The sequence below is a fragment of the Sorangium sp. So ce693 genome, assembly GCF_051521375.1.
GTDB classification, from domain to species: Bacteria; Myxococcota_A; Polyangia; order Polyangiales; family Polyangiaceae; genus Sorangium; species Sorangium atrum.
The window spans coordinates 2,063,902-2,090,109 of sequence record NZ_CP150347.1; the positions used below are offsets into that span (position 1 = coordinate 2,063,902).

23 protein-coding genes are annotated in these 26,208 nt (G+C 70.3%); 10 read left to right on the forward strand and 13 right to left on the reverse strand.

From position 1 onward, the window contains the following. Positions 1 to 8 precede the first annotated feature (8 nt). From WMF14_RS07850 to WMF14_RS07910, 13 genes are all read right to left on the reverse strand, one after another. Positions 9 to 596, reverse strand: coding sequence for a sugar O-acetyltransferase (locus WMF14_RS07850; protein WP_437799694.1), 588 nt, complete (start codon positions 594 to 596; stop codon positions 9 to 11). A gap of 177 nt (positions 597 to 773) precedes the next feature. Then, the gene (locus WMF14_RS07855; protein ID WP_437799696.1) at positions 774 to 2,441 is read right to left on the reverse strand and encodes an FAD-binding oxidoreductase; all 1,668 of its coding nucleotides are present in this window, start codon (positions 2,439 to 2,441) and stop codon (positions 774 to 776) included. Continuing rightward, positions 2,438 to 3,424, reverse strand: coding sequence for a hypothetical protein (locus WMF14_RS07860; protein WP_437799698.1), 987 nt, complete (start codon positions 3,422 to 3,424; stop codon positions 2,438 to 2,440). Before WMF14_RS07860 ends, WMF14_RS07855 begins: the two co-directional genes overlap by 4 nt. A gap of 42 nt (positions 3,425 to 3,466) precedes the next feature. Beyond that, complete coding sequence (locus WMF14_RS07865) at positions 3,467 to 4,303, reverse strand: DUF692 domain-containing protein (RefSeq protein ID WP_437799699.1); 837 nt, start codon at positions 4,301 to 4,303, stop codon at positions 3,467 to 3,469. Between the two features lie 1,132 nt (positions 4,304 to 5,435). Then, positions 5,436 to 6,731, reverse strand: a complete 1,296-nt coding sequence (locus WMF14_RS07870; protein WP_437799701.1) for a DUF58 domain-containing protein — start codon at positions 6,729 to 6,731, stop codon at positions 5,436 to 5,438. Between the two features lie 5 nt (positions 6,732 to 6,736). Then, positions 6,737 to 7,702, reverse strand: coding sequence for an AAA family ATPase (locus WMF14_RS07875; RefSeq protein ID WP_437328149.1), 966 nt, complete (start codon positions 7,700 to 7,702; stop codon positions 6,737 to 6,739). Next, complete coding sequence (locus WMF14_RS07880) at positions 7,699 to 9,786, reverse strand: DUF4350 domain-containing protein (RefSeq protein ID WP_437799703.1); 2,088 nt, start codon at positions 9,784 to 9,786, stop codon at positions 7,699 to 7,701. The genes WMF14_RS07875 and WMF14_RS07880 overlap by 4 nt, the downstream gene beginning before the upstream one ends. Beyond that, positions 9,783 to 10,580 (reverse strand): hypothetical protein, encoded by a 798-nt coding sequence (locus WMF14_RS07885; protein WP_437799705.1) that lies wholly within the window; start codon positions 10,578 to 10,580, stop codon positions 9,783 to 9,785. Before WMF14_RS07885 ends, WMF14_RS07880 begins: the two co-directional genes overlap by 4 nt. Beyond that, positions 10,577 to 11,557, reverse strand: coding sequence for a stage II sporulation protein M (locus WMF14_RS07890; RefSeq protein ID WP_437799707.1), 981 nt, complete (start codon positions 11,555 to 11,557; stop codon positions 10,577 to 10,579). Before WMF14_RS07890 ends, WMF14_RS07885 begins: the two co-directional genes overlap by 4 nt. Continuing rightward, a complete protein-coding gene (locus tag WMF14_RS07895) occupies positions 11,554 to 12,405 on the reverse strand; it encodes an RDD family protein (protein ID WP_437799709.1) in 852 nt (283 codons plus the stop codon). The genes WMF14_RS07890 and WMF14_RS07895 overlap by 4 nt, the downstream gene beginning before the upstream one ends. Before the next feature lie 15 nt (positions 12,406 to 12,420). Beyond that, entirely contained in the window at positions 12,421 to 12,612 is a 192-nt protein-coding gene (locus WMF14_RS07900) for a hypothetical protein (protein WP_437799711.1), read from the reverse strand. Between the two features lie 352 nt (positions 12,613 to 12,964). Next, positions 12,965 to 13,720 (reverse strand): hypothetical protein, encoded by a 756-nt coding sequence (locus WMF14_RS07905; RefSeq protein WP_437799712.1) that lies wholly within the window; start codon positions 13,718 to 13,720, stop codon positions 12,965 to 12,967. Continuing rightward, a complete protein-coding gene (locus WMF14_RS07910; RefSeq protein ID WP_437799714.1) occupies positions 13,680 to 14,525 on the reverse strand; it encodes a PPK2 family polyphosphate kinase in 846 nt (281 codons plus the stop codon). Before WMF14_RS07910 ends, WMF14_RS07905 begins: the two co-directional genes overlap by 41 nt. 357 nt (positions 14,526 to 14,882) lie before the next feature. Here WMF14_RS07910 and WMF14_RS07915 point away from each other — a divergent pair, with 357 nt between their 5' ends. From WMF14_RS07915 to WMF14_RS07960, 10 genes are all read left to right on the forward strand, one after another. Further along, on the forward strand, positions 14,883 to 17,108 hold the full coding sequence (locus tag WMF14_RS07915; protein ID WP_437799716.1) for a HAMP domain-containing protein: 2,226 nt from the start codon (positions 14,883 to 14,885) through the stop codon (positions 17,106 to 17,108). Positions 17,109 to 17,112: 4 nt separating this feature from the next. Continuing rightward, entirely contained in the window at positions 17,113 to 17,523 is a 411-nt protein-coding gene (locus WMF14_RS07920; protein WP_437799718.1) for a response regulator, read from the forward strand. After that, positions 17,520 to 18,095, forward strand: a complete 576-nt coding sequence (locus WMF14_RS07925) for a YfiR family protein (protein WP_437799720.1) — start codon at positions 17,520 to 17,522, stop codon at positions 18,093 to 18,095. Before WMF14_RS07920 ends, WMF14_RS07925 begins: the two co-directional genes overlap by 4 nt. 1 nt (position 18,096) lies before the next feature. Further along, complete coding sequence (locus WMF14_RS07930; RefSeq protein ID WP_437799722.1) at positions 18,097 to 20,526, forward strand: TonB-dependent receptor plug domain-containing protein; 2,430 nt, start codon at positions 18,097 to 18,099, stop codon at positions 20,524 to 20,526. Next, positions 20,523 to 20,840, forward strand: coding sequence for a hypothetical protein (locus WMF14_RS07935; RefSeq protein WP_437799724.1), 318 nt, complete (start codon positions 20,523 to 20,525; stop codon positions 20,838 to 20,840). Before WMF14_RS07930 ends, WMF14_RS07935 begins: the two co-directional genes overlap by 4 nt. 521 nt (positions 20,841 to 21,361) lie before the next feature. Continuing rightward, positions 21,362 to 22,618 carry a PAS domain-containing protein gene (locus tag WMF14_RS07940; RefSeq protein WP_437799726.1) on the forward strand — a complete coding sequence of 419 codons (1,257 nt, stop codon included), beginning with the start codon at positions 21,362 to 21,364 and terminating at the stop codon, positions 22,616 to 22,618. A gap of 124 nt (positions 22,619 to 22,742) precedes the next feature. Then, positions 22,743 to 23,849, forward strand: a complete 1,107-nt coding sequence (locus tag WMF14_RS07945) for a substrate-binding domain-containing protein (protein WP_437799728.1) — start codon at positions 22,743 to 22,745, stop codon at positions 23,847 to 23,849. A 229-nt stretch (positions 23,850 to 24,078) separates the two neighbouring features. Then, a complete protein-coding gene (locus tag WMF14_RS07950; RefSeq protein ID WP_437799730.1) occupies positions 24,079 to 25,287 on the forward strand; it encodes a PAS domain-containing protein in 1,209 nt (402 codons plus the stop codon). Between the two features lie 146 nt (positions 25,288 to 25,433). Then, positions 25,434 to 25,751, forward strand: a complete 318-nt coding sequence (locus WMF14_RS07955) for an ArsR/SmtB family transcription factor (protein WP_272101076.1) — start codon at positions 25,434 to 25,436, stop codon at positions 25,749 to 25,751. Next, positions 25,748 to 26,146 (forward strand): SRPBCC family protein, encoded by a 399-nt coding sequence (locus WMF14_RS07960; protein WP_272101077.1) that lies wholly within the window; start codon positions 25,748 to 25,750, stop codon positions 26,144 to 26,146. Before WMF14_RS07955 ends, WMF14_RS07960 begins: the two co-directional genes overlap by 4 nt. Positions 26,147 to 26,208: the final 62 nt, after the last annotated feature.

Here is a 26,208-nt window from a genome sequence, read left to right on the forward strand (position 1 = left end):
CGCCTCCGTCACCCTCGCGCCTCGCCCGGCGCCGGCGCGGCGCCCGCGGCGTCGAGGGCGCGGATCACGCGGGCGGGGTTACCGACGGCGACCACGTTCGCCGGCAGGTCGCGCGTCACGACGGAGCCCGCGCCGACCACGGTGTTGTCGCCGATCGTCACGCCCGGAAGCACGATGGCCCCGCCGCCCAGCCACACGTTGTTCCCGATCGTGATGGGCTTCGCGGCCTCCCATTTCTGCCGCCGGGGCTCGGGCTCCACCGGGTGGGTCGGCGTGAGCAGCTGCACGTTCGGGCCGATCTGCACGTCGTCGCCGATCGTGATGGGCGCGACGTCGAGCGCGACCAGCCCGAAGTTCGCGAAGCAGCGCGCCCCGATGGTGATGCGCGAGCCGTAGTCCACGTGGAACGGCGGGCGGATCTCGGTGCCCTCGCCGATCGCGCCGAGCAGCTGCTCCAGCAAGCGGCGGCGCAGCGGGCGCTGCCGTACCGACGTCGCGTTGTAGGCCGCCATGAGATCCAGCGCGGCCGCGCTCTGCTCGGCGATCTCGGGATCGTCGGCGATGTAGAGGTCGCCAGCGAGCATCCGCTCGCGCATGGACCGGGGATCGTGAGGGGTCGACATATGGACGAGTGTACACTCTATAGGAACGAGTGTCCACATCGACGGGCGGGACGAGTTCGTCGGGGGCCATGCGCCGCCCGCGCCCCTGCGCCTCGAACTTCGCGGGCAGATCGGGCAAGGCTCCTCCTCGGCGAGTGGCGCGCGCGCCGATCACCGCGTTCCTGCGCGCTGCTTTCGGGACGCCGCGGGCCAGATGCCCTGCTTGCCCGGCGACAGGATGCCGTTCGGGTCGAGCGCATCCTTCAGGGTCTCATTCAAGCGCCGGAGCGCGTGCTCGTTGAAGCTGAACTGATCGCCGATCAGGTCCATGAAGGCCAGGTGCGCCCGGTACCCGCCGATCCCCTGCCTCCCCATTTCCCTGATCAAGGTGTCGAGCAGCGCGGCGGCGCTGCTCGTCTGCTCCGCGTCGTGCTTCTCGTAGAGGATCGTGAAGACGTGGTTCAGGTGGCGCACGCCGGCGGTGAAGCCGGCCAGGTAGTCGATCCCGTGCTCGCGGGCGCGCGCCTTCACGTGGTTGTAAACCCTCGCCGCCTCGCGCCCGCTGGACGCCACGATCGGCGAGAAGTCGAGGTGCCCACAGTCGTCGCCGCGGAACTTCAGCGCGTTCAAGGAGAAGAACCCCGGGACGCCCGCCAGCCGGCCGGCCGGTCCTTCGACCTCCCAGGCGTGGAGCCCATCCGAGCCCGAGGCGAGATGCTCATGCCCCGTGATCTCGGCGCCGGGGATCCTCGAGAATTCTCGCTGGACGATCCTGAACCGAGCGTCCAGCAGCTCCTTGTCGCCATAGAGGCCGAAGCGCAGGATCCACCACCATCCGATGCCCAGATCCCGGCGGACCTCGTCGAGCACCTCATCGGGCATGGCGCCGGGGCCGTCGTACCAGCGCGAGCGCGGATAGCGGTGCGCCACGTCGCGCAGGACATTGCCCAGCTGCGCGTTGCTCTGGATGATCTCCCGGCGGCGCAGCGACGCGAGCACATCGACGGCCGCCTCGAGGTCGGACTCCCTCTGAAAGTGCACGGTGCATGACATCATGCCGTCCGGCTGAGGCATCAACCAGAGCCCCAGCTTGGTCACGATCCCCAGGTTCGACTGCAGGAACAGCCCGTCCAGCGACGGGCCATACCCGCCCTTGTACATCTGCCAGGTGTTGGCGCCGGGCAACGCTCCCATGCCGGTGCGGACGACGTCGCCGTTCGCCAGGACGACCTCCATCCCGCAGATCTGGGCGGCGTGATCGCCGTACGGGGTGTAGCCGATGCCCCGCTCCAGGGCATTGCCGAGGACGCTGCCCCAACCGAGCGATGGCGCGGACATCCAGAGCTTCAGCCGATGCTCGCGGAGATGTTCGTAGAGGTCCACGAATCTCACGCCGGGCTCGACGAGGGCGTAGGCATGCTCCTCGTCGACCTCCAGGATCCGGTTCATCCGCTGCATGTCGAGCACGATGGCCCCGCTCACCCGCGGCGCCGCGCCCCCGTACCCGAGGTTCCGTCCGGTGGATACGGTCCAGATCGGAATGCCGTGCTGATTGGCTATGGCCAGGACGGCCTGTACCTCCTCCACCGATCTCGGAAGCACCGCCCCGGAGCACCGGAAGTCCTCGGAGCCGCCGAATGCATAGGGGTCCTCGTAGGCCGAGAGATCCGAGCCCGGGCCGAGCACCGCGTCGTCGCCGAGCGCCGCGGCGAGGCGCCCGTAGGCCGAGTCGATCCGCCCGGATGAACCGGATGGACGAGATGCCTTGTGCGCCGCGTCCTCCCCGGGAACGGGAGCCGCCCCCGGTGAGACATGATGGCGTCGGGCAGCGCTCCTCATGCCCCGCTCCGCGGCCCCTCGCCGTCGCCTCTGCCGCGCGCGCCCGGCCCCACGCTCTCCTCGATCGTCACGAAGTTCAGCGCGTAGAGCTTCTGCAGAATTCGACAGCAATCTCGCTCGACGGCGCGCCGCGCGGCGCTATCGGTCTGCGGCTCGATGATCTCCGCGAGGATCTCCCGGGTGGGCTTCCCGCCGACAGCGCGGCTAAGGAACGACCTTATCATCCCCCCCACGCGGGCCTTCTGCACCCGGTCGGTCACCGCGATCCTCCCGAACAGGAGCAGCGTCGGCGCGGGCTCCGGCTCGGGCGGCGCCTTGCCGTCGACGAGCGCCTGGATGAACGGCAACACGTCGCACGAGAACTCGCGCAGCGCGACGTGCCGGCCCGCGCGCACGGCGCCGTCGAGCAGCTCCTCCTCGGTGACGCTCGGCCTCGACGCGTTCCGCGCCTTGAAATCGTTCGAGCTCTCGACGCACGCGGCGTCGGACCACACAATGAACTCGGCGAGCTCGCAGCGCATCACGTCCATGAGGTAGGGGAGTCCGAGCTCCCCCTGGCCGACACGCCGCTCGATGAGCTCGGCGAACCAGAGGGCGTCTCGAAACGCGCGAATCAGGTGCTCGGACCTGATGGGGCGATAGGTCGCGATGAAGCTCCGCCCCACGCTCGACAGCGCCTTGTTGCGCCGGAGCAGCGCGAACGTGGCGGGGAAGTACGTCTCGACGAGGTAGAAGCGCTTGAGGCCCAGCGAGCCCGAGATCCAGCGCAGCCGGTCCCTGTCGAGCGACTGGAGCGCGGACATCTGCCCGGCGCTCAGCGCGTTCTCCTCGGCGAAGCGCGCCGGATCATCGTAAAAGCGCTCGAACGCCTGAGGATCGGTGAGCAGCCGCGCGAACGCGGTCTGAAACGCCGATGTATCCGTGCCCGTCGCCCGCATCTCCGCTGCGCGCTCCATCGTCCGCCCCTTTGCTATGTGATTCATGACACGTTCCATGGTCCTCCCTCCAGCTGCGCGAGGAACGCCTCACGCCCAGATAGCCCTCGCGTGCTCGACCTCCGCCAGCATCTCGCCGAAGTCGTCCGGCGGATTCGCGTCGCGCTCGATGAGGACGCCGCGCACGGGCGCTCTCCGGCACAGGTAGTCGAGCAGGTCCCAGACCTCGGGATGGCTGTCGACCGGGTGGTCGTGCGTGTCGACCCACATCCCGTCCTCGTACGTCCCGCCGGCCAGGTGGACCTGCACGACGCGCTCGAGCGGGATCTGGTCGATGAACTCATACGGATCATAGCGGAGATTCCGGGCGTTGACGTAGAGGTTCGTGAGATCGAGCAAGATGCCGCAATCGGCGTCGTTCACGACCTTGCTGAGGAACTCCGCCTCTGTCATGGCGCCTCCGGGGATCCCCATGTAATAGGCGATGTTCTCGAGGAGCAGCGGGACCCCCAGCATGTCCTGGAACTGCCGGGCTTTCGCTGCGCAGCGCGACGCGGTACGCTCGGTGAACGCGATCGGGGTGAGCTGGCCCAGCTCGATCCGGGAGACCTGCGTGAAGCAGAGGTGATCGCTGTACCAGGGGGCGCGGACCGCTCTCGCGAGCTGCGCGATATCACGGCAGTAATCCATGTCGAGCGGCGCGTCGGTGCCGATGGACAGCTCGAGGCCATGAGGCGCTATGGGCAGACGCTCGCTCAGCTCGACGGCACGGGCGACCCGCCCCTCTGTTCGGTAGATGTAATGATCCGCGCAGATCTCGATCCAGTCGATCCTGTCGCGGTGTTGCTCGATCCCGCGGACGAACCAGGGGCGGTAGGCAAGCCCAACGCCGATGCGCGGCAGATCGAATCTCGGCTTCGTAGACATGAAAAGCTCCTCGCGCGCGGGTAAGATGAAGCGCCGAGGCAGCGCGGCGAGCGCTGCCTCGGCGCCGGCGGCGAGGGGCGCGCCCCCCCGCCGCTCATGTTACTCGTCGTTCACGTAGCCGCAGCAGTGGCAATGCAGCGCGACTTCCCTCACCTCGAGCTCGGTCGGGTCCTCAGGGGTGATCATCTCGAAATCGAATCCACTCTTGTCAGTATTCATCCTGTTTCTCCTTCATCGGAGGCAGCTTGGCCGCCTCGGTTGGTGACGCGTCGGCAGGCGTCTCATGCGGCGTGGTGTCCGCCGCGTCGCGCCCGCCGACCCGCCGTCTGCGCAAAGATCCAATCAAGAGCCACGCCGCTCACGCGGTCGGCGTACCAGGGTTGTCACTCGTCGTTCACGTAGCCGCAGCAATGGCAATGCAGCGCGACTTCCCGCACCTCGAGCTCGGCCGGGTCCTCAGGGGTGATCATCTCGAAATCGAATCCACTCTTGTCAGTATTCATCCTGTTTCTCCTTCATCCGAGGCAGATTGGCCTCCTCGGTCATCGACGGATCGGCAGGCGTCTCATGCGGCGTGATGTCCGCCGCGTCGCGCCCACCGTTCCGTCCTCTGCGCACAGGCCTAATCAAGGGCTGTGCCGCTCACGCGATCCGCATACCAGGCGTGCGCGCGGAGCCGCGAAGACGCCGCCCTGCTCGGCGGCTCACGCACGGCGGGGCGGCGGTGAAATGGCCGGGAAACCGCTGGATCGGCCGGGTTTCACTGGCTGAGCGCGCACGAGCGACGCTCGGGCGGTGGTACGGAGGTGACGAATGTCGCTGTGGCCCGCTCGCCCGTTGGGGCCCTGTGAGAAGCGCAACGACTTGCTCCGGAAGGCAAAACCCCGCTGGTGGAAGGTAACGTGTTGCTCTGTAAGGCCGGCTGAGCGTCGTCGTCGGGGTGATCACGCGGCCGCGCGCGCGCATGCGTCAGCCGGACCCGGCCGCGCGAGCGCCGAGCGCGCCCGCTGTGAGGGCGCGCTTGGCGTCGCGCCCAAGCGCAGCCCGGCGGCATGGGCGCGGCCCGGCCGCGCGCGCGGCGGGAGCAGCTCCACGTCGCCCCGCGGAGGTCGGGGCCCGCGCAGGAGCGCAATCAAAGCAGATGGCGCGCTTTGATCTCGAGATACCGGTTGATGAGCTGCCCGGTGAGCTGGCCGGGCGCGACGTCGAGCACCAGCGCGCCGTGGTTCTTGAGGTCGCGCACGAGCCGGTCGCGGAAGCTCGAGAGCTCGGCGGCGGCGCCGCGCGTGTAGGGGTCGACGTCGCCGCCCTCGACCAGCGCGTCGATCTCCACGTCCCGCAGCAGCACCATGAGCGGCAGGTGGCGCGGCATCACCCCGCGCATCAGGCGGAGCAGCTCGCCCGCGGCGACGTCGTCGACGACCTGCGTGAAGAGCACGATCAGGCTCCGCTTGCGCACGCGCAGGCCCACGTGCTGGAACGCCGCGCCGTAGTTGGTCTCGACGAGCTCGGGGTAGAGGTCATACCCCGCGGAGAGCACGTGCTTGGCCGCGCCCGCGCCGCTCACCGGGGGCGCGTAGCTCTTGATGCCGTCGGCGAAGGCGAGCAGGCCCACGCGGTCGCCGCCGCGCGCGGCGACGTGAGAGAGCATCAAGCTGGCGTTGAGCGCGTGATCGAAGAGCGAGAGCCCCTGCGTCTGCGCGGTCATCAGGCGGCCCGCGTCGAGGAGGAAGAGGAGGTTCTGGTTGCTCTCGAGCTGGTACTCGCGGCTGATGATCTTCTTCTGCCGCGCGGTCGCCTTCCAGTCGATGGAGCGGAACTCGTCGCCGCGGCGGTACTCGCGCAGGCGCTCGAACTCGCTCTCGCCGCCGCGCTTGCGCGAGGCGCGCAGCGCCGCCGGATCGCGATCCTGGCGCGCCATGAGCTCGAAGGTGCGCACCGCCTGCACGTCGGGGTACACCTTGACGGGCGTCTCCGCCGGCACCGTGACCTGCCGGATCCAGAGGCTGAACGGGGAGAGGTAGCGCACGTGGTGATCGCCGATCGCGTGCGCGCCGCGGCGGGTGGGGCGCACGTGGTAGCGGGCGGTCGCGCGCTCCCTGGGCGGGAGCTCGAGCTTCACGGGCAGGTCGTCGCTCTCGGCGTGATCGAAGAGGTCGTCGGCGACCTCGATCGAGAGCTTGCGGCGGGAGAGCGAGCGGATCTCGAGCGTGATCAGGTTGGGGCGCCCGATGGAGAGCACCGCGGGCGCGTGGCGCTTCACCGTGACCAGCGGCCTCCGCGCGAGGAGCGCGTCGATCGCGGCCCAGAGCGCGATGCCCGCGTCCGCGGCGAGCATGGGCAGGAGCAGCGTGCGATCGACGAGCGTCGCCACCGCGAGCCCGAGGGGCACGATCGCGAGCAGGACGAGGGCGCGCGAGGGGATCATCGCGCTCAGGCCGCCGTCTTCGGCACCTTGGCCTCGCGGAGGATGTCGTCGACGCAGTCGTCGGCGCTCACGCCCTCGATCTCGGCGTCGGGGTGCAGGATGAGCCGGTGGCGCAGGACCGCGGGCGCGAGCGCCTTCACGTCGTCGGGGATGACGTACTCGCGGCCCTCGCTCGCGGCCAGGGCGCGCGCGACCGCGAGCAGGCCGATCGACGCGCGCGGCGAGGCGCCGAGGTACACCGAGCGGTGCACGCGGCTCCGGCCGACGATGTCCGCGATGTACTCGATGATGCCGTCGTCCACGCGGATCCGCGCGAGCCCCTCGCGCATCTCCACGAGCTCCGCGGCGGTGGCGACGCGCTGGATCTCGAAGCGATCGAGGCGCGCCGCGTGGAAGCCGTTGACGTGGTTCTTGAGGATGAGCCTCTCGACCGCCTGCGAGGGGTGCTTGACGTTGACCTGGATCAAGAAGCGGTCGAGCTGCGCCTCGGGGAGCGGGTAGGTCCCCTGCGACTCGATGGGGTTCTGCGTGGCGATGACGAAGAACGGATCCGGCAGCGCGCGCGTGATGCCGTCGGAGGTGACCGCGAGATCCTGCATCGCCTCGAGCAGCGCGCTCTGCGTCTTGGCGGGCGCGCGGTTGATCTCGTCGGCGAGGAGGAGCTGCGTGAAGATCGGCCCCTCGTGGAAGACGAAGCGGTCTTCCTTCTGGTTGAAGACGTTGCCCCCGGTGACGTCGCTCGGCATCAGATCGGGCGTGAACTGGATTCGCTTGAAGGTGGCGCCGAGCACGTGCGCGAGGGTGCGCACGAGCAGCGTCTTGCCGAGGCCGGGCACGCCCTCGATGAGCACGTGACCGCCGGCGAGGACGGCGACGAGCGTGTGCAGGATGAGATCGTCCTGGCCGAGGAGCACCTTGCCGGCTTCGCGGCGGAGGAGATCGAAGCGATCGCGGAATTCAATCGGGTTCATGTCGTCTTTCGATCGGAGGTTCGCTGACCGGTCGCGTCGAGGAAGCCCTGGAGCTCGCGCACGAGCTCGAGATCGGCGGCGGCGCCGTCGCGCGGGCGGGGCGAGGGCCGCGCGCCGCGCGAGCTCTGCGGCGCGCGGAGCGAGGAGGCGGGCGCGTCCTCGTCGCGGGCGCCGGAGGCCTCGACCAGCACGCGCATCACCTCGGGCTCGGGGCGGCCGGTGCGCGCGGCGATCGCCTCGGCGAGCGGGATGAGGCCCCGCCGGCCGGACCGGTGCACGCGCTCGCGCAGGCGGTCGAGCGCCCAGCTCGCGTAGAGGCCCGCGGCGTGGCGCGAGGCGCGCGCGCGCCGGTAGGCGAGGCCGAGCGCGCGCGCGTGATCGGCGAAGGCGCGGCGGCCCGCGGCGGGCGGATCGCGGAGGCGCGCGAAGGCGCTGCCCTTCCAGAGGTAGAGCAGCGCGAGGAGCAGGAAGAGCTGCGCGATCAAGGGCCAGAGGTACGCCTCGCGCACGGCCGCGAAGGGCGTCTCGGCGCCGACGCCGGTCCACTCATCGACGATCTCGACCTCGGTCGCGGGGGGCGTGAACCGGAGCAGATCGAGGAAGAGCTGCGCGTTGTCGGCGGCCGCGAGCGAGACATTCGACACGAGGCGATCGTCCGCGACGACGACGACCTTGCCCTTGCCGAAGCGGCGGACGATGCCCGCGGTCGAGGACGATTCGCCCCGGAGGATCATGAAGGAATCGTCGGGGTCGTCGCCGTACAGGTCGACGAGGCGCTTGCCGGGCGGGAGCGAGGCGCGGAGCCCGCGCGACCAGTCCGCGGCGAGCGCCGTCGACGTCTCGGCGTCCTGGGCCACGCGCAGGCCGAGCCCGACCTCGTCGGGCAGGCGCGGGAGCCCGGCGAGGAAGAGCGTGCCGCCCTTGTCGCTCACCCACGCGAAGAGGTCCTTCCACGTCGCGTCGTCGATCGTCGCGCCCGGCAGCACCACCAGCGCGAGCGCGCGATCGGGCGCCCTGAGAGCCTCGGCCCGCCGCCGCGCCTTGAAGTCCTGCGTGCCGAGCACCTCGAGCACCGCCTGGGTGCCCGAGGGGGAGCGGTCGCCGCCGCCCTCGTCGCCGCCGGCGTGCGGCGTGCAGGAGATCGTGCAGGAGAGCGCGGCGGAGAGGCCGAAGATGACGAGCGCGAGCGCGAGCGCGCGGCTCACGAGCGGGACGACGCGGTCCATCACCGCGCGGAAGATCGGCTCGGAGGGCGGCGTGACGCCGAACTGCACGCCCTCCACGTCGCGCACGATCGATCTCATCGTGCCCTTGAGATCGGGCCGTTCGCGCAGGCTGCGCACGTAATCGCCGTTGGTGCGAGAGGGGTGGATCTCGATGAGACCATCCCCGTCGAGGCGGCGCAGGAGCGCGGCGTACGCGTCGTCGATCGCGCGAGCGTGGTCGCCGCGCGCCGCGTGGCTGCGCGCGCGCGCGAGCAGGCGCTGCACGTCCGTCTCGACCTCGCGCTTCGCCGCCTCCTCGGGCGTGGGGCCGCGCGCGGGCGCCTTCTCCTCCCTGGCCTCGTCGGCGGGCGCGCGATCGCGGAGCAGGTTCTTCACCAGCGCGTGGATCACCCCCCCGAAGAAGACCACGAGCAGGCCGATGAAGAGCACCGACGCGAGGACGCTCATCCCCGAGAGATCGACGCGCATCTCGGGCCAGGGGCGGCGGCGCTCGTCCTCGCTCGGCCCGCGATCGGCCGGCTTGTCGCTGGCGGGATGGTTGCCGGATGCGTCGCGACCGCCGCGGCCGCCGCGGCGGGGCACGACCGATCGCGAGAGCTCGACGGGGGGCAGCTTGCACGCGGCCGGGAGCTGCGGGCACACGTCGCTCGATCCGGCGATGATCGGGCACCACGCGTGCTCCTCGGGCGTGAGCGGGTAGTCGTCCTCGTGGCAGAAGCGGTAGCGATCGTCCTCGAGGACCTCGCGCACGCTCCAGTGGACGTTTCTTTCCACGTCCTCCGCCCAGGCGTCCCGCGCGAGCGGCGCGCCCGCGGAGAGCGCGAAGAGGGCGACGAAGAGGCGCCTGCGGCGGCTCACGCGGCGGCCCTCCTCTCGCCTTCGCGCGCGGCGATCGCGAGGAAGCGGAGCTGGATGTCCCAGCCGTCGGCGCGCGTGCGCGCGTCGATGTAGTGGAGGAAGCGCGCGGTCGCGACGTACGGGATGCCGGCGAAGAAGCCCGCGAGCGCGAAGGGCGAGCCGCCATCGTCGAGGAGCGCGCCGAACGGCTGGCCGAGCTGGAGGAGGGCGTCGACGATCGACTGGCCGAGCAGCTCCAGCACGAGCGCGATGCCGGCCTGCGCGAGGAGCAGCGCGATCAGCGCGCCGAGGACCGCGGCGACGCGGCCGGTGACGAAGCGGCTGCTGCGCTGGATGGCGTCGCCGGCGCGCGCGGCTTCGAGCAAGCTGGCCTCGTGGACGAAGACGAGGCGCGGCCAGGCGAGGGGGAGGCCGAGGAGCAGCGGGAGCGCGGCCGCGATGAGCAGGAGGCGGCTCAAGAAGAGCATCCACAGGTACGACGCCAGGCGCTTTCCGAAGAGGCGGAGAACCTGGCCCGCGCCGAGCTCCTCCGAGAAGAGGAGGCGCCCCACCGCGACCGTGAACACGCCCTGCGCGACGCCGCCGAGCGCGATCGCGACGCCCCACACCGCGGGCCACGACCAGCCCGCCGCGTACCGCAGCGCGAGGCAGCCGGCGAGCATCGGGAGGAAGAGGATCGCCGAGAGCCGCGCGTAGAGGCCGAGCGCGATCGACATGCAGAGGCGGCAGGCGAGATCGAGGATCTCGGAGAGCGGGCGCGGTCGCAGCACGATCGCGGAGGCGTCGAGGTTCATCGCGGCGCCTCCTCGGCGGAGCGACCCGCGAGCGCGAGGTAGAGGACGATGAGCAGCGAGAAGACGCCCGAGGCCGCCCACTTCACCGGCGGGGGGAGCCCCGAGGGGGACCAGAAGCCCTCGATCCCCGCGGCGATCAGCAGCATCGCCGCCGCGCCGAGGACCTGGCGCACGATGGACGGCGCCGCGCGGCGCAGCGAGCCGACGCGCGTGCGGCCGCGCGTCTCGACGAGCGCGTAGCCCATCTCGAGCCCCGCGCCGCCGGCGATCACGATCGCGGTGAGCTCGAAGGGCGCGTGGCTGCACATGAACGTCCAGATGTTGCCGCCGTGGCCCACGCTCATCACGTGGCCGACGACGGTGCCGGTGAAGAGGCCGTTGTAGATGAGGAAGAAGATGCTGCCCGCGCCGAAGAGCACGCCGGTGGCGAAGCAGCGGAAGGCGATGCCGACGTTGTTGAAGACATAGAACCCAGCCATGCCGGTGTCGGTGCCCGCGTCGCGCCCGCTCGGGCCCTCGCTGTACATCTGGGCCATGCCCTGGAGCACCGAGCTCGGGAGCACGTGGGCGGCGAACTCGTCGGAGGCGAGCGCGCCCGCGATGCCGACGAGCGAGGGGAGGAAGAAGAGGGCGCAGGCGATCGCGAAGAAGCGGGCGTTCTGGCGCAACGCGCGCGGGAAATCGCGGGTGAAGAAGGAGACCACGTCCGGCAGGCGGAAGGGCTCCGCGCCGTAGAGCGTCGCGTGCGCGCGCGCGGCGAGCGCGTCGAGGTACGCGGTGAGATCGGGCGTGTAGCGCGCCGCGCGCGCGCGCATCAGATCGGTGCAGAGCGAGCGGTAGAGCGCGGCCAGGCGCGAGATGGCGGCGCCGTCCTTCTTCGCGAGCGACTCGCCGCCGTCGAGGAGGATGTGATCGAGCTCCTGCCAGTCCTGCCTGCGGGCCGCGACGAACTCGTCCTGGGAGCGGGCGCCGATCACGCGCTCACCTCCTTCTTGCGGCGGGGCTTGGGGCCGCTCGCGGCCCCCTCCTGACCGCGGTGCGCGTGCGCGCGGTAGTGGAGGACGCCGAGGAAGCGCGTCGCGTCCTTGTAGCGGACGCCCATGCGCCGCGCGAACACGGGCGCGGTCATCTCGGCGAGCTCGCTCGCGCGCGCGGGCGAGAGGCGATCGAGGCGGCGGAGGAAGAGCTCGATGGCGTCGAGCTCCTCGCCGGAGAGCGGGAGGCGCGCGGGCAGGCTCGCGAGCTCCGCGGGGCTCGGCGCAGGTCGGAGGGCGAACCGGCCGGCGACGGTGTGGCGCTCCTCGACGATCACGAGCGTGCCGCCCACGAGATCGCCGAGGCGGCGGAAGCGCGGATCACGGCCCATGACGGCGAGGCCGACCGCGTACGTGCCGAGGAACGAGAGCGGCTCGATGAACGGGGGGAGCAGATCCGCGGCGCGCAGCAGGTTGCGCAGCAGGCTGTCCCCGAAGCGGAGCGGCTGGCCGCCGTCGGTGACGACGCGCAGCGAGAGAGCGCGCTTGCCGGGCGTGCGGCCGCTCCAGAGGGTCTCGAAGAAGACGTAATACCCCCACTCGATCGCGAAGAGGATCAGCAGCACGAAGCCCGTCGACGCGCCGCGCAGCGCTGGCCCCACGGCGATGCCGCCGATCGCGGCGAGCATCCCGACCGCGAAGACGATGACGCCGCGCACCACCAGATCGATGAGGTACGCGAGCGCGCGCCGCGCGGGGCCCGCGATCTGGTGGCGGAACCGCACGTGCTCCGGCGTCTCGATCTCGGCGCTCGTGTCGAGCGGCTCGCGGAGCGTTGCGCGGTGGATCATGCGGCGAGAGGGCGATCAGGGGCCCGCCTTGGGCGGGGCGAGGACGACCTTGGTGCCGGCGATGCGATCGTGCAGGCAGCGGCGATCATCGCTGACGCGCACGGCGAGGATGTGCTCATCCGGCTGGTCCTCGCCATGGGAGCGCGCGTCGTCGGTCGTCGGCGCAGCGTATGGGTCGTACTCGTGCCTGGGATCGTCGAGCTGCATGCCCCCTCCTCCTCGTGGGAATTGCATCACCCGAGCGACAGCGCGTCAATTGGCCGAGCCGCTCAGCCCCCATGGCGCCCCTGCGGCGGCGCTCTGCCAGGACCCCCTGAAAGACGAGCACGGATCGGCGATCCGCGAGCCGTCCCCCCGGCGGTCACCGTGCGCGACCTCCTGACTCCACCGCGCGTGGCCATGTGTTCAGATCGTCGACGAGTCCAAGGGTCGTCGGTCGGCCCCGCCGGCCGGGGGGACTCAATGGCTCATGCAACCACGGAATGCCTCGCGTGGAACTCCGTGCCATGGCATCGGGAGCCCACGCGGGTCGCTGCGTGCGACTTGCGTTCTGCGCCTGCTAGGGCGGATATCGGTCGGGCGCGCGGGGGAGCGAGAAGGCGCCGCGGATCCGCTCGGACGGGCGGTTCAGCCGCGCGCTCATGGTCGCCTCGAAGGTGCCCTTCACCGGCGCTCCGACGCTCGTGAACTCGGTGACCTTGAGCTTCGCGGTGTCCGAGGTCCACTCCGACCCTGTCTTCGGATCCAGGAAGCGCACCCGGATCACCTCGAGCTCTCCCGGCAGCTTGAGGCCGGTGGCGACGATATCGAAGTGCGTGCCTCCTGCGCCGCAGGAATCGAGGATGAGCCGCGGCGCCTTCGCGTCGGGATCGAGGACCTCCGCGTAGGGCCCGGGCATGGGGTCAGCCACCTCGTAGGTGGACTGGCACGGACCGTCGAGTCGACGCACGCTCCCGCCCTGCTCGATCTCGATGCGGCCGTCGCCGCCGATGCGCGACCCGCGCCTTTGCGGAGCGGCGCCCGGCTCGGCGCTCGGGGCAGACGGCGCTTCGGCCTTCGGCGGCGCCGAGACGGGGGGCTCGGACGGCGCGGGGGCGCGGGCGGGCGAGGCGAGCGGCGCCGCCGCCGGGGCGGACGGCGCCGGTTCTGCGGTGTTGCGGTCCCGCTCGGGCGAAGACGGACAGGCAAGGAGCTGCGATGCCACGAGGGCGGCCGCGCCGAGCTGGCCGGCCGCCCGCCTGCGCGCGCCGCTCAGCGCCGCCTCTCGTGTCCGCTCACCCCTTGTTCCGCCCACCCCGCGACCTCCGGTACTCATCGAGCTCCTCGCGGCCCGCCTTCCCGTTCCGCTCGAGCGTCTTCAGCCAGCCGTCGCGGTATTCCCGCATCGTCTCGGCCACGGTCTCGGCGACGACGAGGTTGCGGTACCACTTCGCGTCCGCCGGCACGATGTACCAGGGCGCGTGCTTGGACGAGCAGCGCCGGAAGACCTCGTCGTAAGCCTCGGTGTACTCGTCCCAGCGCTCTCGCTCTTTCCAGTCGTTCACGTTGAGCTTCCACGCGGTCGACGGGTTCTCCTCGCGCTCCAGCAGCCGCTCCTCCTGCTCCTTCTTGCTGATGTGCAGGAAGAACTTGATCACGATGGTCCCGTGCTCGGCGAGCAGCTCCTCGAAGTCGTTGATGTGGTCGTAGCGCTCCCCCCACAGCGACTTGGGCGCGAGGTCGTGCACGCGCACGACGAGCACATCCTCGTAGTGAGAGCGGTTGAAGATGGCAAACTCCCCCGCGCGCGGCGCCTGCCGGTGGATACGCCACAAGAAGTCGTGCTCCCGCTCCTCCTTCGTCGGCACGCCGAACGAGCTCACCGCGACGCCGCGCGGGTTCAGCGCGCCGACGACGTTCTTGATCGCCCCGTCCTTGCCGGCCGCGTCGCGGCCCTGAAGGACGATGAGGACGCTGTGCGTCCTCGCTCCCCACATGAGCTCCTGCAGCTCGAGCAGCTCGCCGCCGAGCTCCTTGAGCCGCTCCGCAGCCTCCTGCTTCGTCGCGTCCCGAGGCGGATCGGTCGAGACGTCATCAAGGCGAAACTTCGAATCAGGCTTCGTGAGTCGCGTGATGGGCATGCCCGCGAGCCTACACGATCCCGCTGCGCCGCCGTCCCTGGAGTGACGCGCGACGTCATGGCGCCGCGGCGCGTGGACCCGTTGACGCGTGGACCTGTTGACGCATGGATCCGTTGCCGTTGACGCGACAAGCGGACAGCCACATCGGCGGTGGGCGAGGAGAATCCTGTTGCAGAAATGAAATGAACTACGTACCGTCGAGGTCGGAAGGGCATCGCCGTGCGCCTGTCCTCGCCCCCTCGGGTGCCTCCGATGGTGCGCCTGGCGAAGCTTCTGCCGTGGAGGGGCGCGGATGACGCACGCTCTTGGATTCGACCATTTCTTGGCTCGGATACGCCCTGCCGCGCCGAGCGCGTGATGCTGGTCTCTGCCCCCAGCCCCCGGCCCCGAGCGGCTCACCGGCGGCGCTCTGGCGTTCACCTCGGCATCGGCGTCAAGCTCGCTGCAGCGACCGTGGTGGTCCTCACCAGCGTTACCGTGCTGGTCGCCAATCAGGTGATCCAGAAGACACGGGATGACCTCGTGTCGGCGAAGGCGAACGCCGCATCGATGATGGCGGATCTGCTCTCAGGGTCCCTGACCGCGCCGCTCGACTTCGGCGATCGCGACACGGCGCAAGGCGACCTCGACCAGCTCCGGTCGAACCGCGCGCTCATCGCCGCGGTCGCGTGGGGCAGCGACGCCGAGCCCGTCGCCAAGATCGGTCAGCCGGAAGGCGGCCTGTCGGCGTTCACCGCGCGGGGCGCCGAGAACCAGGTCCTGGAGCGCGAGATACGCGTCGCCCGCCCGATCTTGCGCGACGACGGGCGGCGCCTCGGGACGCTCGTCCTCGTCTTCTCGCTCGAGCCCGAGAACGCCGCGTTCGCCGCGGCGCGCCGCAACATCCTCGCGTTCGCGGGCATCGTCGGCGCGATGACGGCCTTCCTGCTCCTCGCGTTCGCGAGGTGGCAGATCGTGCATCCGCTCTCGCGGCTCGTCGACGCCGCGCGGCGCGTCGGGGAGGGGGATCGCGCCGTCCGCGTGAACGTCCGCAGGAACGACGAGCTCGGCCGGCTCGCCGACGTCTTCAACGCGATGAGCTCGGCCATCCTCGAGCGCGAGGCCAAGCTCGAGATGGCCACGAAGAGCCTCCGCGAGCTCTTCGACAACATGCGCGAGGCCATCGTGGCCTTCGGCCCCGACGGGCGCCTGGGCAGCGAGGCCTCGAAGGAGGCCAGGCAGCTCTTCGGCGACCGCGCCGCGGAGGGCAACCACGTCGCGGAGCTCCTCTACCGCGGCGGGCCGCTCTGCGTCGAGAGCCAGGCGCTCCGGCAGTGGGTCGACGCGGCGTTCGACGCGGAGGTCGACGCCTTCCCGGAGATCGCCGAGCTCGCCCCGCGCGAGGTGTGGTTCGAGCGCGCGCCGGGCGACCGCAGGTTCCTGCGGATCGAGCTCTGCCCCATCGTCTCCGGCCAGAAGATCGCGCGCATCATGCTGCTCGCGACCGACCAGACCGAGCTCAGGCGCCTCGCGGAGAGCGTCAAGACCAAGGACGAGGAGCACGCGCGCCAGATCGCCGCCATGCGCCGCCTCATCGCCGGCGGCGGCCAGGTCTTCGTCCGCTTCATCGAGATCTCGCGCGAGCGCGTGGCCCGGTGCAGCGAGATCCTGAAGCCCGGCGGGCAGCTCTGCCCCGCGGACATCGACGAGCTCATGCAGCAGCTGCACACCATGAAGGGCGAGGCCCGGTCGTTCGACCTGGAGCGCCTCGCGGACGAGATCATGGCGCTCGAGGACGAGCTCTCCATGGTCCAGGCGCGCACGCGCTCGGAGGACAGGCCCTCGGTCGAGGGGCGCTCGGCGTCGTGGCGCTCGCGGCTCACCCGCGTCACGGACGAGCTCACGCGCGCGCAGGAGACGTTCGTCGACGCCTCGCCCGTGGGCAGCGCGATCCTCGACCAGATCACGGTCCGCCGCACCGACGTCACCCGGCTCGGCGAGCTCGTCGGCCCGCAGGGCGGCGAGGCCGCCGAGATCGTCCGCCGCCTCGCGGCCCGGCCGTTCGGCGAGGTGCTCGCGCCGCTCGTCGAGCGCGTCCCCCGCTGGGCCGAGCGGGAGGGCAAGCGCGCCCGCCTCGAGATCGACGGCCGCGAGGCCTCCATTCCCTCGGATCTCGCCCGCTTGCTCCCGGGCGTGCTCCTCCACCTCGTGCGGAACGCGATCGCCCATGGCATCGAGCCCCCCGACGCGCGCATCCGGGTGGGCAAGCCCGAGGTCGGCGTGATCCGCGCGAGCTGCATCGAGGATCGGCCGCTGCCCACCCTCCTCGTCGAGGACGACGGCCAGGGCATCGACTTCGACGCCCTCGCCACGCGCGCCGGCGTCGATCCGAAGGATCTGCGCCGGACTCATGAGCTCCTGTTCACCCCCGGCGTGAGCACGAAGGGCGACGTGAGCGACCTCGCGGGCCGCGGCGTCGGCCTCTCCGCGGTCCGCGCCGATCTCCTCTCGGTCGGCTGGCTCATCGAGGTGGACGCGTCGCGCCGGACCGGCACGGCGTTCGTGATCCGCCCCCAGGCTGCCCCTCTCAGCAACGGAGAATGACTCGATGTCACATGGCGGACGCATCCTGGTGATCGATGACAGCGAGATCGTGCTGATGCGAATCCGCGTCGAGCTGTCGAGCGCTGGCTACGAGGTGGTCACGACGACGCAGCTCGTGGGCACGGCCCGCCACCTGCGCGGCTGCGATCTCGTCATCGTCGACTTCTTCATGCCGGGCCTCGACGGCGCCGCCGTCCTCCGCTCGCTCAAGGCCGCGGTGCCCGAGGGCGAGAAGCCGCCGCTCTTCTACCTCTACACAACGGACGCCGAGGCAGGATCGCGGTACGCGGAGCTGGGCTTCGACGGCGTCTTCAGCAGGAAAGGCGATCTCCTCGCCCTCACCCCGCAGGTGCAAGCCGCGCTCCGCATCCGCAAGCTCGCCGGCCTGTCGCGCGGCAAGGAACGCAGGACATGACGCTTCGCCGGCGCGCCCTCGTGCTCGGCCTCTTCGTCGCGGCCGCCCTCGTCCCGTTCCATGTCATGGCGGAGCCGGCGACGGCGCCCTTCGCCGTGCAAGCGGAGATCGTCACGCGCATCCTGCCGTACGACAGGGGCTTTTCCGAGCGGGTGAAAGGACAGGTCTCTTTCCTTTTGCTCTCCCGGGCGGGCGACGCGGACTCGGCGAGCGCCGCGCTCCAGATGAGGAGGGCGCTGAGCGACATCGGCAAGGTCCGTGACAAGCCGATCCGCGTGGAGAGCGCCGAGTACTCGAGCGCGTCCGAGCTCGCCGCGACGTGCCGCACGCACGACATCAACGTCGTGTACATCTCCTCGGGGCTCGGCAGGGAGGTCGCCGCGATACGCGGCGCGCTCACCGACACTGGCATCCTGAGCTTCGCGGCCGTGGAGCCCTACGTCTCGCAGGGGGCCGTGCTCGGCGTCGACGTCGCGGACGGCAAGCCGCGCATGAGCATCAACCTCGCGCAGGCCCGGGCCCAGCACATCGACTTCCCCGCTCCCATCCTCAAACTGGCAAGGATCTATTGACGTGAGCTCGACCCGTCTCGCACTGCTCTGCGCCGCGTCGATCGCGTGGTCGACCACCTCCTCGCGGGAGGCGCGGGCCGAGGACGTCAGCTCGCTCCTCGAGATCCTCGAAGAGAACGTCGTGTCCGGCGCCTCGCGCTCCGCGGAGCGCGAGAGCGACGCGCCCGCCATGTCGTCGGTGATCACGGGCGCGCAGCTCAAGCTCTTCGGCATACGGCGCCTCGCCGACGCGCTCACCTTCCTCGCGAGCGGCGTCTTCGCGCACGACCGCATGTCGGTCCCGGAGGTCGGCGCGCGCGGCGTCGCCCTGACCCGGGACTCGAACAGCCACGTGCTGATCGTGCTCGACGGCATGGTCGTGAACGAGCAGGGCGGCGGCGCCGTCTTCCTGCACGATATCCCGATCGAGATCGTCGACCACATCGAGGTGGTCCTGGGCCCTGGCTCCGTGCTCTACGGCGCGCAGGCCATGCTGGGGGTCATCAACGTCGTCACGAAGAAGGCCGCCGATCACCAGGGCCTCCGCGCCTCGCTGACGCTCGGGGCGTCGCCGCCGCTCGACGAATCGGGCAACATCAGGGCGCCGGACGTCGAGGGCATCGGGGGCGAGGGCACGGCGGCGCTCGGCTTCGGGCGCCGCTTCACGCTGCTCGGACAGCCCGCGGGCGTGGTGGCGGCGGTCGACATGCACCGCTTCGAGGGGCCCGAGGTGAGCTTCCCGAAGCAGCGGCTCCCGGTCCTGGCGGACGGCGTGTCCGTCATGGATCTCGGCTCGCACGCCGAGCCCGGCTCCTGGGGCGGCACGGTGGAAGAGCAGTGGTTTCGCCGCAAGGCAGGCGCCTTCGTGCGCCTCGACGCCGGCGACCTGAGCGCCGTCGCGCAGGCGACCCGCTCGACGTGGGCCGCGCCCTTCATGGATCTCCACGAGAACCGCGTCGGGGCCTTCGACGACGCGCGCAACGACAACACGCAGACGCTCGTCCTGACCAGCGTGCGTTATCGCGCCCGCCTGAGCGAGCGGCTCGAGGGCGTCGCGCGCGGGTACTTCGGCTTCAGCCGGATCGAGCGCTCGCGCTACGTGGTGGGCCACGACCCGCTCGTGCCGCACGTCCCGATCGACGTGCTCGATCCCGAGCAGTGCCCGCGCGGCCCGTCCGGGCCCTGCCGGAAGGACGCGCTGTTCCTCTCCCGCTGGGTCGGGCTGGAGCTCCAGGCGCGGTACGACTGGGCGGGCGACGGCGCCTCCACGACCATGGCGGGCGTCGATGGGCGCCTCCGCACCTCGGCCTTCGAGTTCGTCGCGTTCGACGAGCTCACGGGGAAGAGTTATGGCTCCGACCCGGCGCGCACGCGCTGGCACGGCGGCGGATACCGCCTCGAGGACGAGGCCGCGCTCGGGGCCTACGTGCAGCAGACGCTCCGCCTGTTCCGGCCCCTCTCGCTCAACGCCGGGATCCGGGTCGACCTCGACTCGCGTATCCCGCTCGAGTACGTGGCGAACGCGATCTCGCCGCGCGCCGCGCTGATCCTCACCCCGGATGAGCGCGTGTCGCTCAAGCTCATCTACTCGAGCGCGTTCCGCGCCCCCAGCTTCGTCGAGCTCTACACCGTGAGCGGCAGGCTCCTGCCGAACCCGGACGGCCTCAAGCCGGAGAAGGTCTCCTCCCTGGAGGCGGTCTCGTCGTTCAGGAGCGGCGCGTACTCCTTCACGGCCGGCGGCTTCTACTCGGACTGGCGGGACGTCATCGAGCTCCAGCTCCTGAGGGCCAAGGCGCCCAGCGTCTCGAGGTACAACAACGTGCCAGGCATCGAGAACTACGGCGCGAACCTCGGCTTCGAGACGAGCTTCCTCGAGCGGAAGCTGCGCGTCGGCGTGAACTCCACGTTCGCCGCGACGCGACGCCGCATGTCCGAGCAGCAGATCACCCGGAACGCGCGGTTCGGCACCGGCGACGACGTCCCCATCACGGTCGCGCCGCAGGTGTACGGCAACGCCCGTGTATCGTACGAGGTCGGCTCAGGGGCCGTGTCCCTGGCGGCCGCTTACATGGGCCGGCGGATCGCCGACCAGGCGTACTATGGCGGCGATCCGTCGAACATCGCCCCTCGCCCCGAGGTGCCGCCGCAGGTCGAGCTCCGCGCGGCGGTGACGGGCGCGATACCCGGGGTGAAGGGCGCCGGGTACACGCTCGGCGGGCAATACGCGTTCTCGGGCCATGAGCCCTACGTCGTCGGGCCCAACCAGGGGCAGCCGCGCTACCTCGTCGAGAGCGGCCCGACCGCGGATTTCGCGCTGAAAAACCGCCTCACGCTCTTCGCCGGGATCGAGCTCCACCTCGACGACGACGCCGCCACAGGCAGCCCGGCCGCGGCGGCCAGGCCCTCCTCCATCGCGACCGTCGGGCGCGCGAGCCACGGAGCTTCACCGTGAAGAGCACACGTTATCCTGCGCTCCTCCTCCGCTTGTCGGCCACGACAGGCCTCCTGGCGGGGGGCTGCGTCGACGTCGGCCACCCCATCGAGGTGGGCTGCTTCGTCGAGGCCGACAACCCGAACTGCTTCGACACGGGCGTCTCCGCGAGCTCTTCTCAGGCGAGCGGAGCCTCCTCGACCGGCGGAGGCGGCGCGAGCGCCGATGGCGGAGGCGGCGCAGGCGCGAGCGCCGATGGCGGAGGCGGCACAGGCGGTGACGGCGGCTCCGCGGGCTCAGGCGGCGCTGGCGGCGCTGGCGGCGCAGGGCCGTGATCGCGGGCGTTCTCTCGCGCCATGGCGCTCGATCGCGTCAGCCTGTCCACCAGATGAGGGGCCGAATGGTCCACCGTGGAGTCATCTCCGACGGTATCCTACTGGTAACTGGCATGCTCTCCTGCGAGAACTGCCACGGTCGGCATCGTAATGAACGAGGACGGAAAAGGCATTGACAGCCGATTTGGGTTCACTTAGTCGTAATAATGAAGCCGAGCTGGAGCGCCGATCAGGCTGGAACCAGAGAAGTGAACCGCCAAGGCGCCAAAAGACGTCAACGCCAAGATTGTATGTTTTTCTTGGCGTCTTTTGGCGCCTTGGCGGTTCAATTTCTTGCCGGTTTACATGCTGTTTCAACCCGTTTGTCGCTCTAGACCGTTGTAGCGCCATCATGGAGGGGGATCGTGCGCTATCGAGATTCGTCTGATGGCATTCAGGACGACCGGACGCCTCTGACGAAGTGCGACCTCTTGCCCTGACCGGGCCGAAAGCGCTCGATGGAAGTTCCTGTGAAGCCCGTGATGAAGGATACCGAGGCCAGCCGGACGCAGGGCGCGACGATCTCGCGAGCCCAGCGGATACTCGACGCTTTGCCGGCGATGGTGTGTGTCCTGGACCTCGCGGGACCGCGGCTCACCGGGCACAACGCCGCGCTCGTCCGGGCGCTCGGCTGCACGGGAGAAGAGCTCCTCTCGCGGGGCGTCGAGGCGCTCTCGGCGCGCATTCACCCCGACGATCTCGCCGGCCTCGCCGCGCGCGCGGCCGAGCTCGCCGCGGCGCGCGACGGCGGGGTCGTCGAAGGCGAGCTGCGGGCGCGGACCGTCGAGGGAGGGCAAGAGGAGCGACTCTTCGCCGTGCGCGCGGAGGTCTTCACGCGAGGGGACGACGGCGCCGTGCGCGAGGTCGTCGTCTTCGCCGAGGACGTGACAGCGCGAAGGCGCCGCGAGCAGGGCGGTCCCAGGAGAGATGCGGTGCTCGCGGCGCTCTGCGACCGCGCCCCTGTCATCATGTTCGCGAAGGACCGTGACGGCGCCTTCCTCCTGGCGAGCCGCTCGATGGAGGATCTCGTCGGGGCGACCCCGGGCAGCATGCTCGGAAAGACCGATGGCGACTTCTGTCCGCCGGAGGTCGCGTCTATTTACAAAGATGTCGAAAACCTGGTGCGCAGGACCGGCGCCCCGTTCGAGGCCGAGGAGATCGTCCCGCAGGCCCAGGGCGATCGGACCCTGTACACGATCAAGTTCCCCCTCCGGGGCGAGGGCGTCCCGGAGGGCGCGGTCGCCGGCATCTCGGTCGACATCACGCGGGTCAAGGCGGCGGAGCGCGAGCGGGAGGCGGCGCGGGACGAGCTGCTCGCGGCGCAGCAGGACACGATACGGGAGCTGGTGACGCCGCTGTTGCCGATCGCCGAGGGGGTGCTGGTGATGCCGCTCATCGGCTTCTTCGACAGCGCGCGGGCGAGCCGGATCATCGAGACCCTGCTGCAGGGCGTGGAGAGGCACGCGGCCCGCATCGCGATCATCGATATCACCGGGGTCAAGGCGGTGGACGTCCAGGTGGCCGAGATGCTCGTGCACGCCGCGCGCGCCGTCGGGCTGCTCGGCGCCCAGGTGGTGCTCACCGGCATCCAGCCGGCGATCGCGCAGACGCTCATCGAGCTCGACGTCGACCTGCGGGGCCTGGTCACGGCGGGGACGCTGCGGAGCGGCATCGCGTATGCGTATCCGGTCGGGCAAGCGCGCGGTGGACAGGAGCCGCGCCACGTGCGCCGTGAATGAGGGCGAGGCGCGCCGAGCGCGCGCCATCGCAGGGTGGTCCCGGATGTCGGCGCGCGCACAGGCGCGCTGAACCGTCAGGGGACGGTGAAACGGATCGAGCTAGTTCGAGAAGAGGAGGGGATTCATGGTCCATCGCGCCATCTTGGGGGGCATCCTTCTGGCGACCAGCGTGCTTGCCTGCAGCTCCAGCGAGAGCACGACGGAAGCGCCGCTGACCATCGCGTACATCACGCACAACAAGTGCAATAGGTTCCACGATCTGGGTCGCGCGGGCGCCGCGCAGGCGCAGAGCGAGCTGTCGACGACGAGCACGCGGCCGGTCAACGTGATGATCCTGGACCCTGAATGTCCGGAGCTCACCGAAGACGGCAAGCCGCTGGACCCCGACGACGCCTGCTACCTCTCCCGGCCTCAGATGGCGGTGCTGGAAGAGGTCATCGACATGAAGGTGGACGCGATATCCATCGATGTCTTCAGCGGGGACTGCGAGACCGACCTCGTCAACAAGGCGGTGGACGCCGGCATCAAGGTCGTCACGTACGGCGGCGACGCTCCCGCGAGCAAGCGCCACACCTACTACGGCATGGACAACAAGGCCGCTGCCTCGTTCCTCATGGATGCGCTCGCGACCATCAACGGCAAGACCGGCAAGATCGCCTTGCAGACGATGATGGATGATGACGGTAATGGAGTCTACACGCCCACGCCCGCGGGGACCTTCATCGACCGGCTCGCCGGCTTCTCCGAGACGCTGAAGAAGTACCCGGACATGACGAACGCGGTGAGCCTCCCTTGCGTGTGCTGCGATTACGCGGTCCCCTTCTGCGCGGCGACCGCGGAGGAGGCCCTGGAGAAGGACCCGGAGATCACGGGCTTCTTCTTCTCCTACAGCAAGCTCCTCGGCGAGCCCGACCTCGCGGCGAACGCGCCGATGCTCACCGCGAGAGCGAAGGAGAAGACCATTCACTCGGTGGCGTTCGATACGCTGCCGGAGTACATGGATCGCATGCGCGCGGGGTACGTGGACGTGCTCCTCGGTCAGAAGCTGTTCGGCTGGGGCTACGATACCGTCATGCTCGCGTACGATCTGGCCACCACCGACCGCCAAGTGAGCGCCTTCACCGACGCTGGCTGGTACGTCGTCTGTCCGAACAACCTGGAGGAGTTCGAGCGCAACACCCAGGCCATGGACTACCGGACGCCGCTGTCGAAGTGCAGCTTGCTCCCCTGAGCCCGGCGTCGCTCAGCCCGGCAGGCCGCATTACGTGACGCGCGGCGATCATCGCATGCGCGGGTAGGCCAGGCTACGGCGCCGCGCCGGGCGGCCGCGACAGGGTGGCGACGCCGCGTCTTCGATTTCGCCGCGCGCGCGCCGTGCGTATGTATCATGGATCGAGCTCTGGCCCGCGCGTCCGCCGCCCGGGCCTGGAAGGAGCCGCCATGAGGAGAGGCCTGCCGCGATGAAGGAGACCACGGCCAAGGAGCAGCAGGACGTGCTCGGCGCGCGAGCCCGGAGGATGCTCGACGCGGCGCCGACGATCCTGTGTGTCGTGGGCCTCGACGAGCGGCGGCTCATCGAACACAACGCCGCCCTCGCTCGCTCGCTCGGCTGTACGGAGGAAGAGCTCTCGACACGCGGCGTCGAGGCGCTCTCGGATCGGATCCACCCGGGCGACATGGCCGGCCTCACCGCGAGCGCGGAGCGGCTGAAGGGGGCGCGGGACGGCGAGGTGATCGAGGGCGAGCTCCGGGCGCGAGGCCGCGAGGGAGACGAGCGCATCTTCGCGGTGCGCGCGGAGGTCTTCGCGCGAGGCGAGGATGGATCCGCGCGCGAGATCTTCCTGTCGGCCGAGGACGTGACAGAGCGAAAGCGCCGCGAGCAGCGCCTCCACAGGAGCGAGGCGCTGCTCGCGACGTTCTGTGATCACGCGCCGGTCCTCCTGTATGCAAAGGACCGGGAAGGAGCCTTTCTCCTTGTGAGCCGCTCGGTGGAGGAGCTCGTCGGGGCGACCCCGGGCAGCATGCTTGGAAAGACCGACAGCGACTTCTTTCCATCGGAAGTTGCGTCTATTTACAATGACGTCGATGACCTGGTGCGCAGGAACGGCGCCCCGTTCGAGGCCGAGGATCCCGTCCCTCACGCCCGAGGCGAGAAGACGTTCTACTCGATCAAGTTCCCCCTCCGCGGTGAGGGCATCCCGGAGGGGTCGGTCGCCGGCATCTCGGTGGACATCACGCGGGTCAAGGCGGCGGAGCGCGAGCGGGAGGCGGCGCGGGACGAGCTGATCGCGGCGCAGCAGGACACGATACGTGAGCTGGTGACGCCGCTGTTGCCGATCGCCGAGGGGGTGCTGGTGATGCCGCTCATCGGCTTCTTCGACAGCGCGCGGGCGAGCCGGATCATCGAGACGCTGCTGCAGGGCGTGGCGAGGCACGCGGCCCGCATCGCGATCATCGATATCACCGGGGTCAAGGCGGTGGACGTCCAGGTGGCCGAGATGCTCGTGCACGCCGCGCGCGCCGTCGGGCTGCTCGGCGCCCAGGTGGTGCTCACCGGCATCCAGCCGGCGATCGCGCAGACGCTCATCGAGCTCGACGTCGATCTGCGGGGCCTGGTCACGGCGGGGACGCTGCGGAGCGGCATCGCGCACGCGCTGAAGCGGACGTGACAGCAGACCGCCCCGCGCCCGCAGGCGCGTCGCCCCGCTGCGCGGGCGCCTGCGGCGGGGGGGATCCGCGCTGCGCGCGAACCGAGCCGCGCGGCCAACGCGTCGGATTTCGTTGACGCGTCGGAGGTTTCCGACATATTAAGGACATGGCTGAAGTCGACGTGTTCTCGGCGCTCGCCAACCCGGTGCGGCGCGAGATCCTGATGCAGCTCCGCATGGGACCTCGCGCCGTGAACGACCTCGCGCGTGGCTTCGACCTGGGCCGCCCCGCGGTGTCCGAGCACCTGCAGGTGCTCCGCAAAGCGCGCCTCGTGCGCGAGGAGCCGCGCGGACGCGAGCGCTACTACCACCTCGATCCGCGCCCGCTGAGCGAGGTCGACGAATGGCTCGACACGTTCACTCAGTACTGGAAGACGCGGCTCACCGCCCTCGAAGATCTCCTCGACGAAGAAGGAAAAAAATGAACGCCCCTGCAGTCATCCACCTCGAACATCGTTACACAGCGCCTCCGTCCGCCGTCTGGCGGGCGCTCACGGATCCGGAGCTGCACGCGCGCTGGTGGGCTCCGGGTGACGTCAAAGCCGTCGTTGGGCACCGCTTCGAGCTCGACATGGGGCCCTGGGGCAAGCAGGCTTGCGAGGTGCTCGCCGTCGAAGCGGAGCGGCTCTTCTCGTACCGCTTTGCGATTGGCCAGCTCGACACCATCATCACCTGGCGCCTCACGCCCGAAGGGGCGGGGACGCTCCTCACGCTCACGCACGAGGGCTTCAACCTCGACTCGCCGATGGGCAAGACCGCTTTCGAAGGCATGAAGCCCGGGTGGCCCAAGCTGCTGGAGAGGCTCGGAAGGACGCTCTGAGCCTCGGCCTGGGCACTCTTACGTGCCGTGACGATGGCGAGCCAGGTGAGAATCGTGGACGG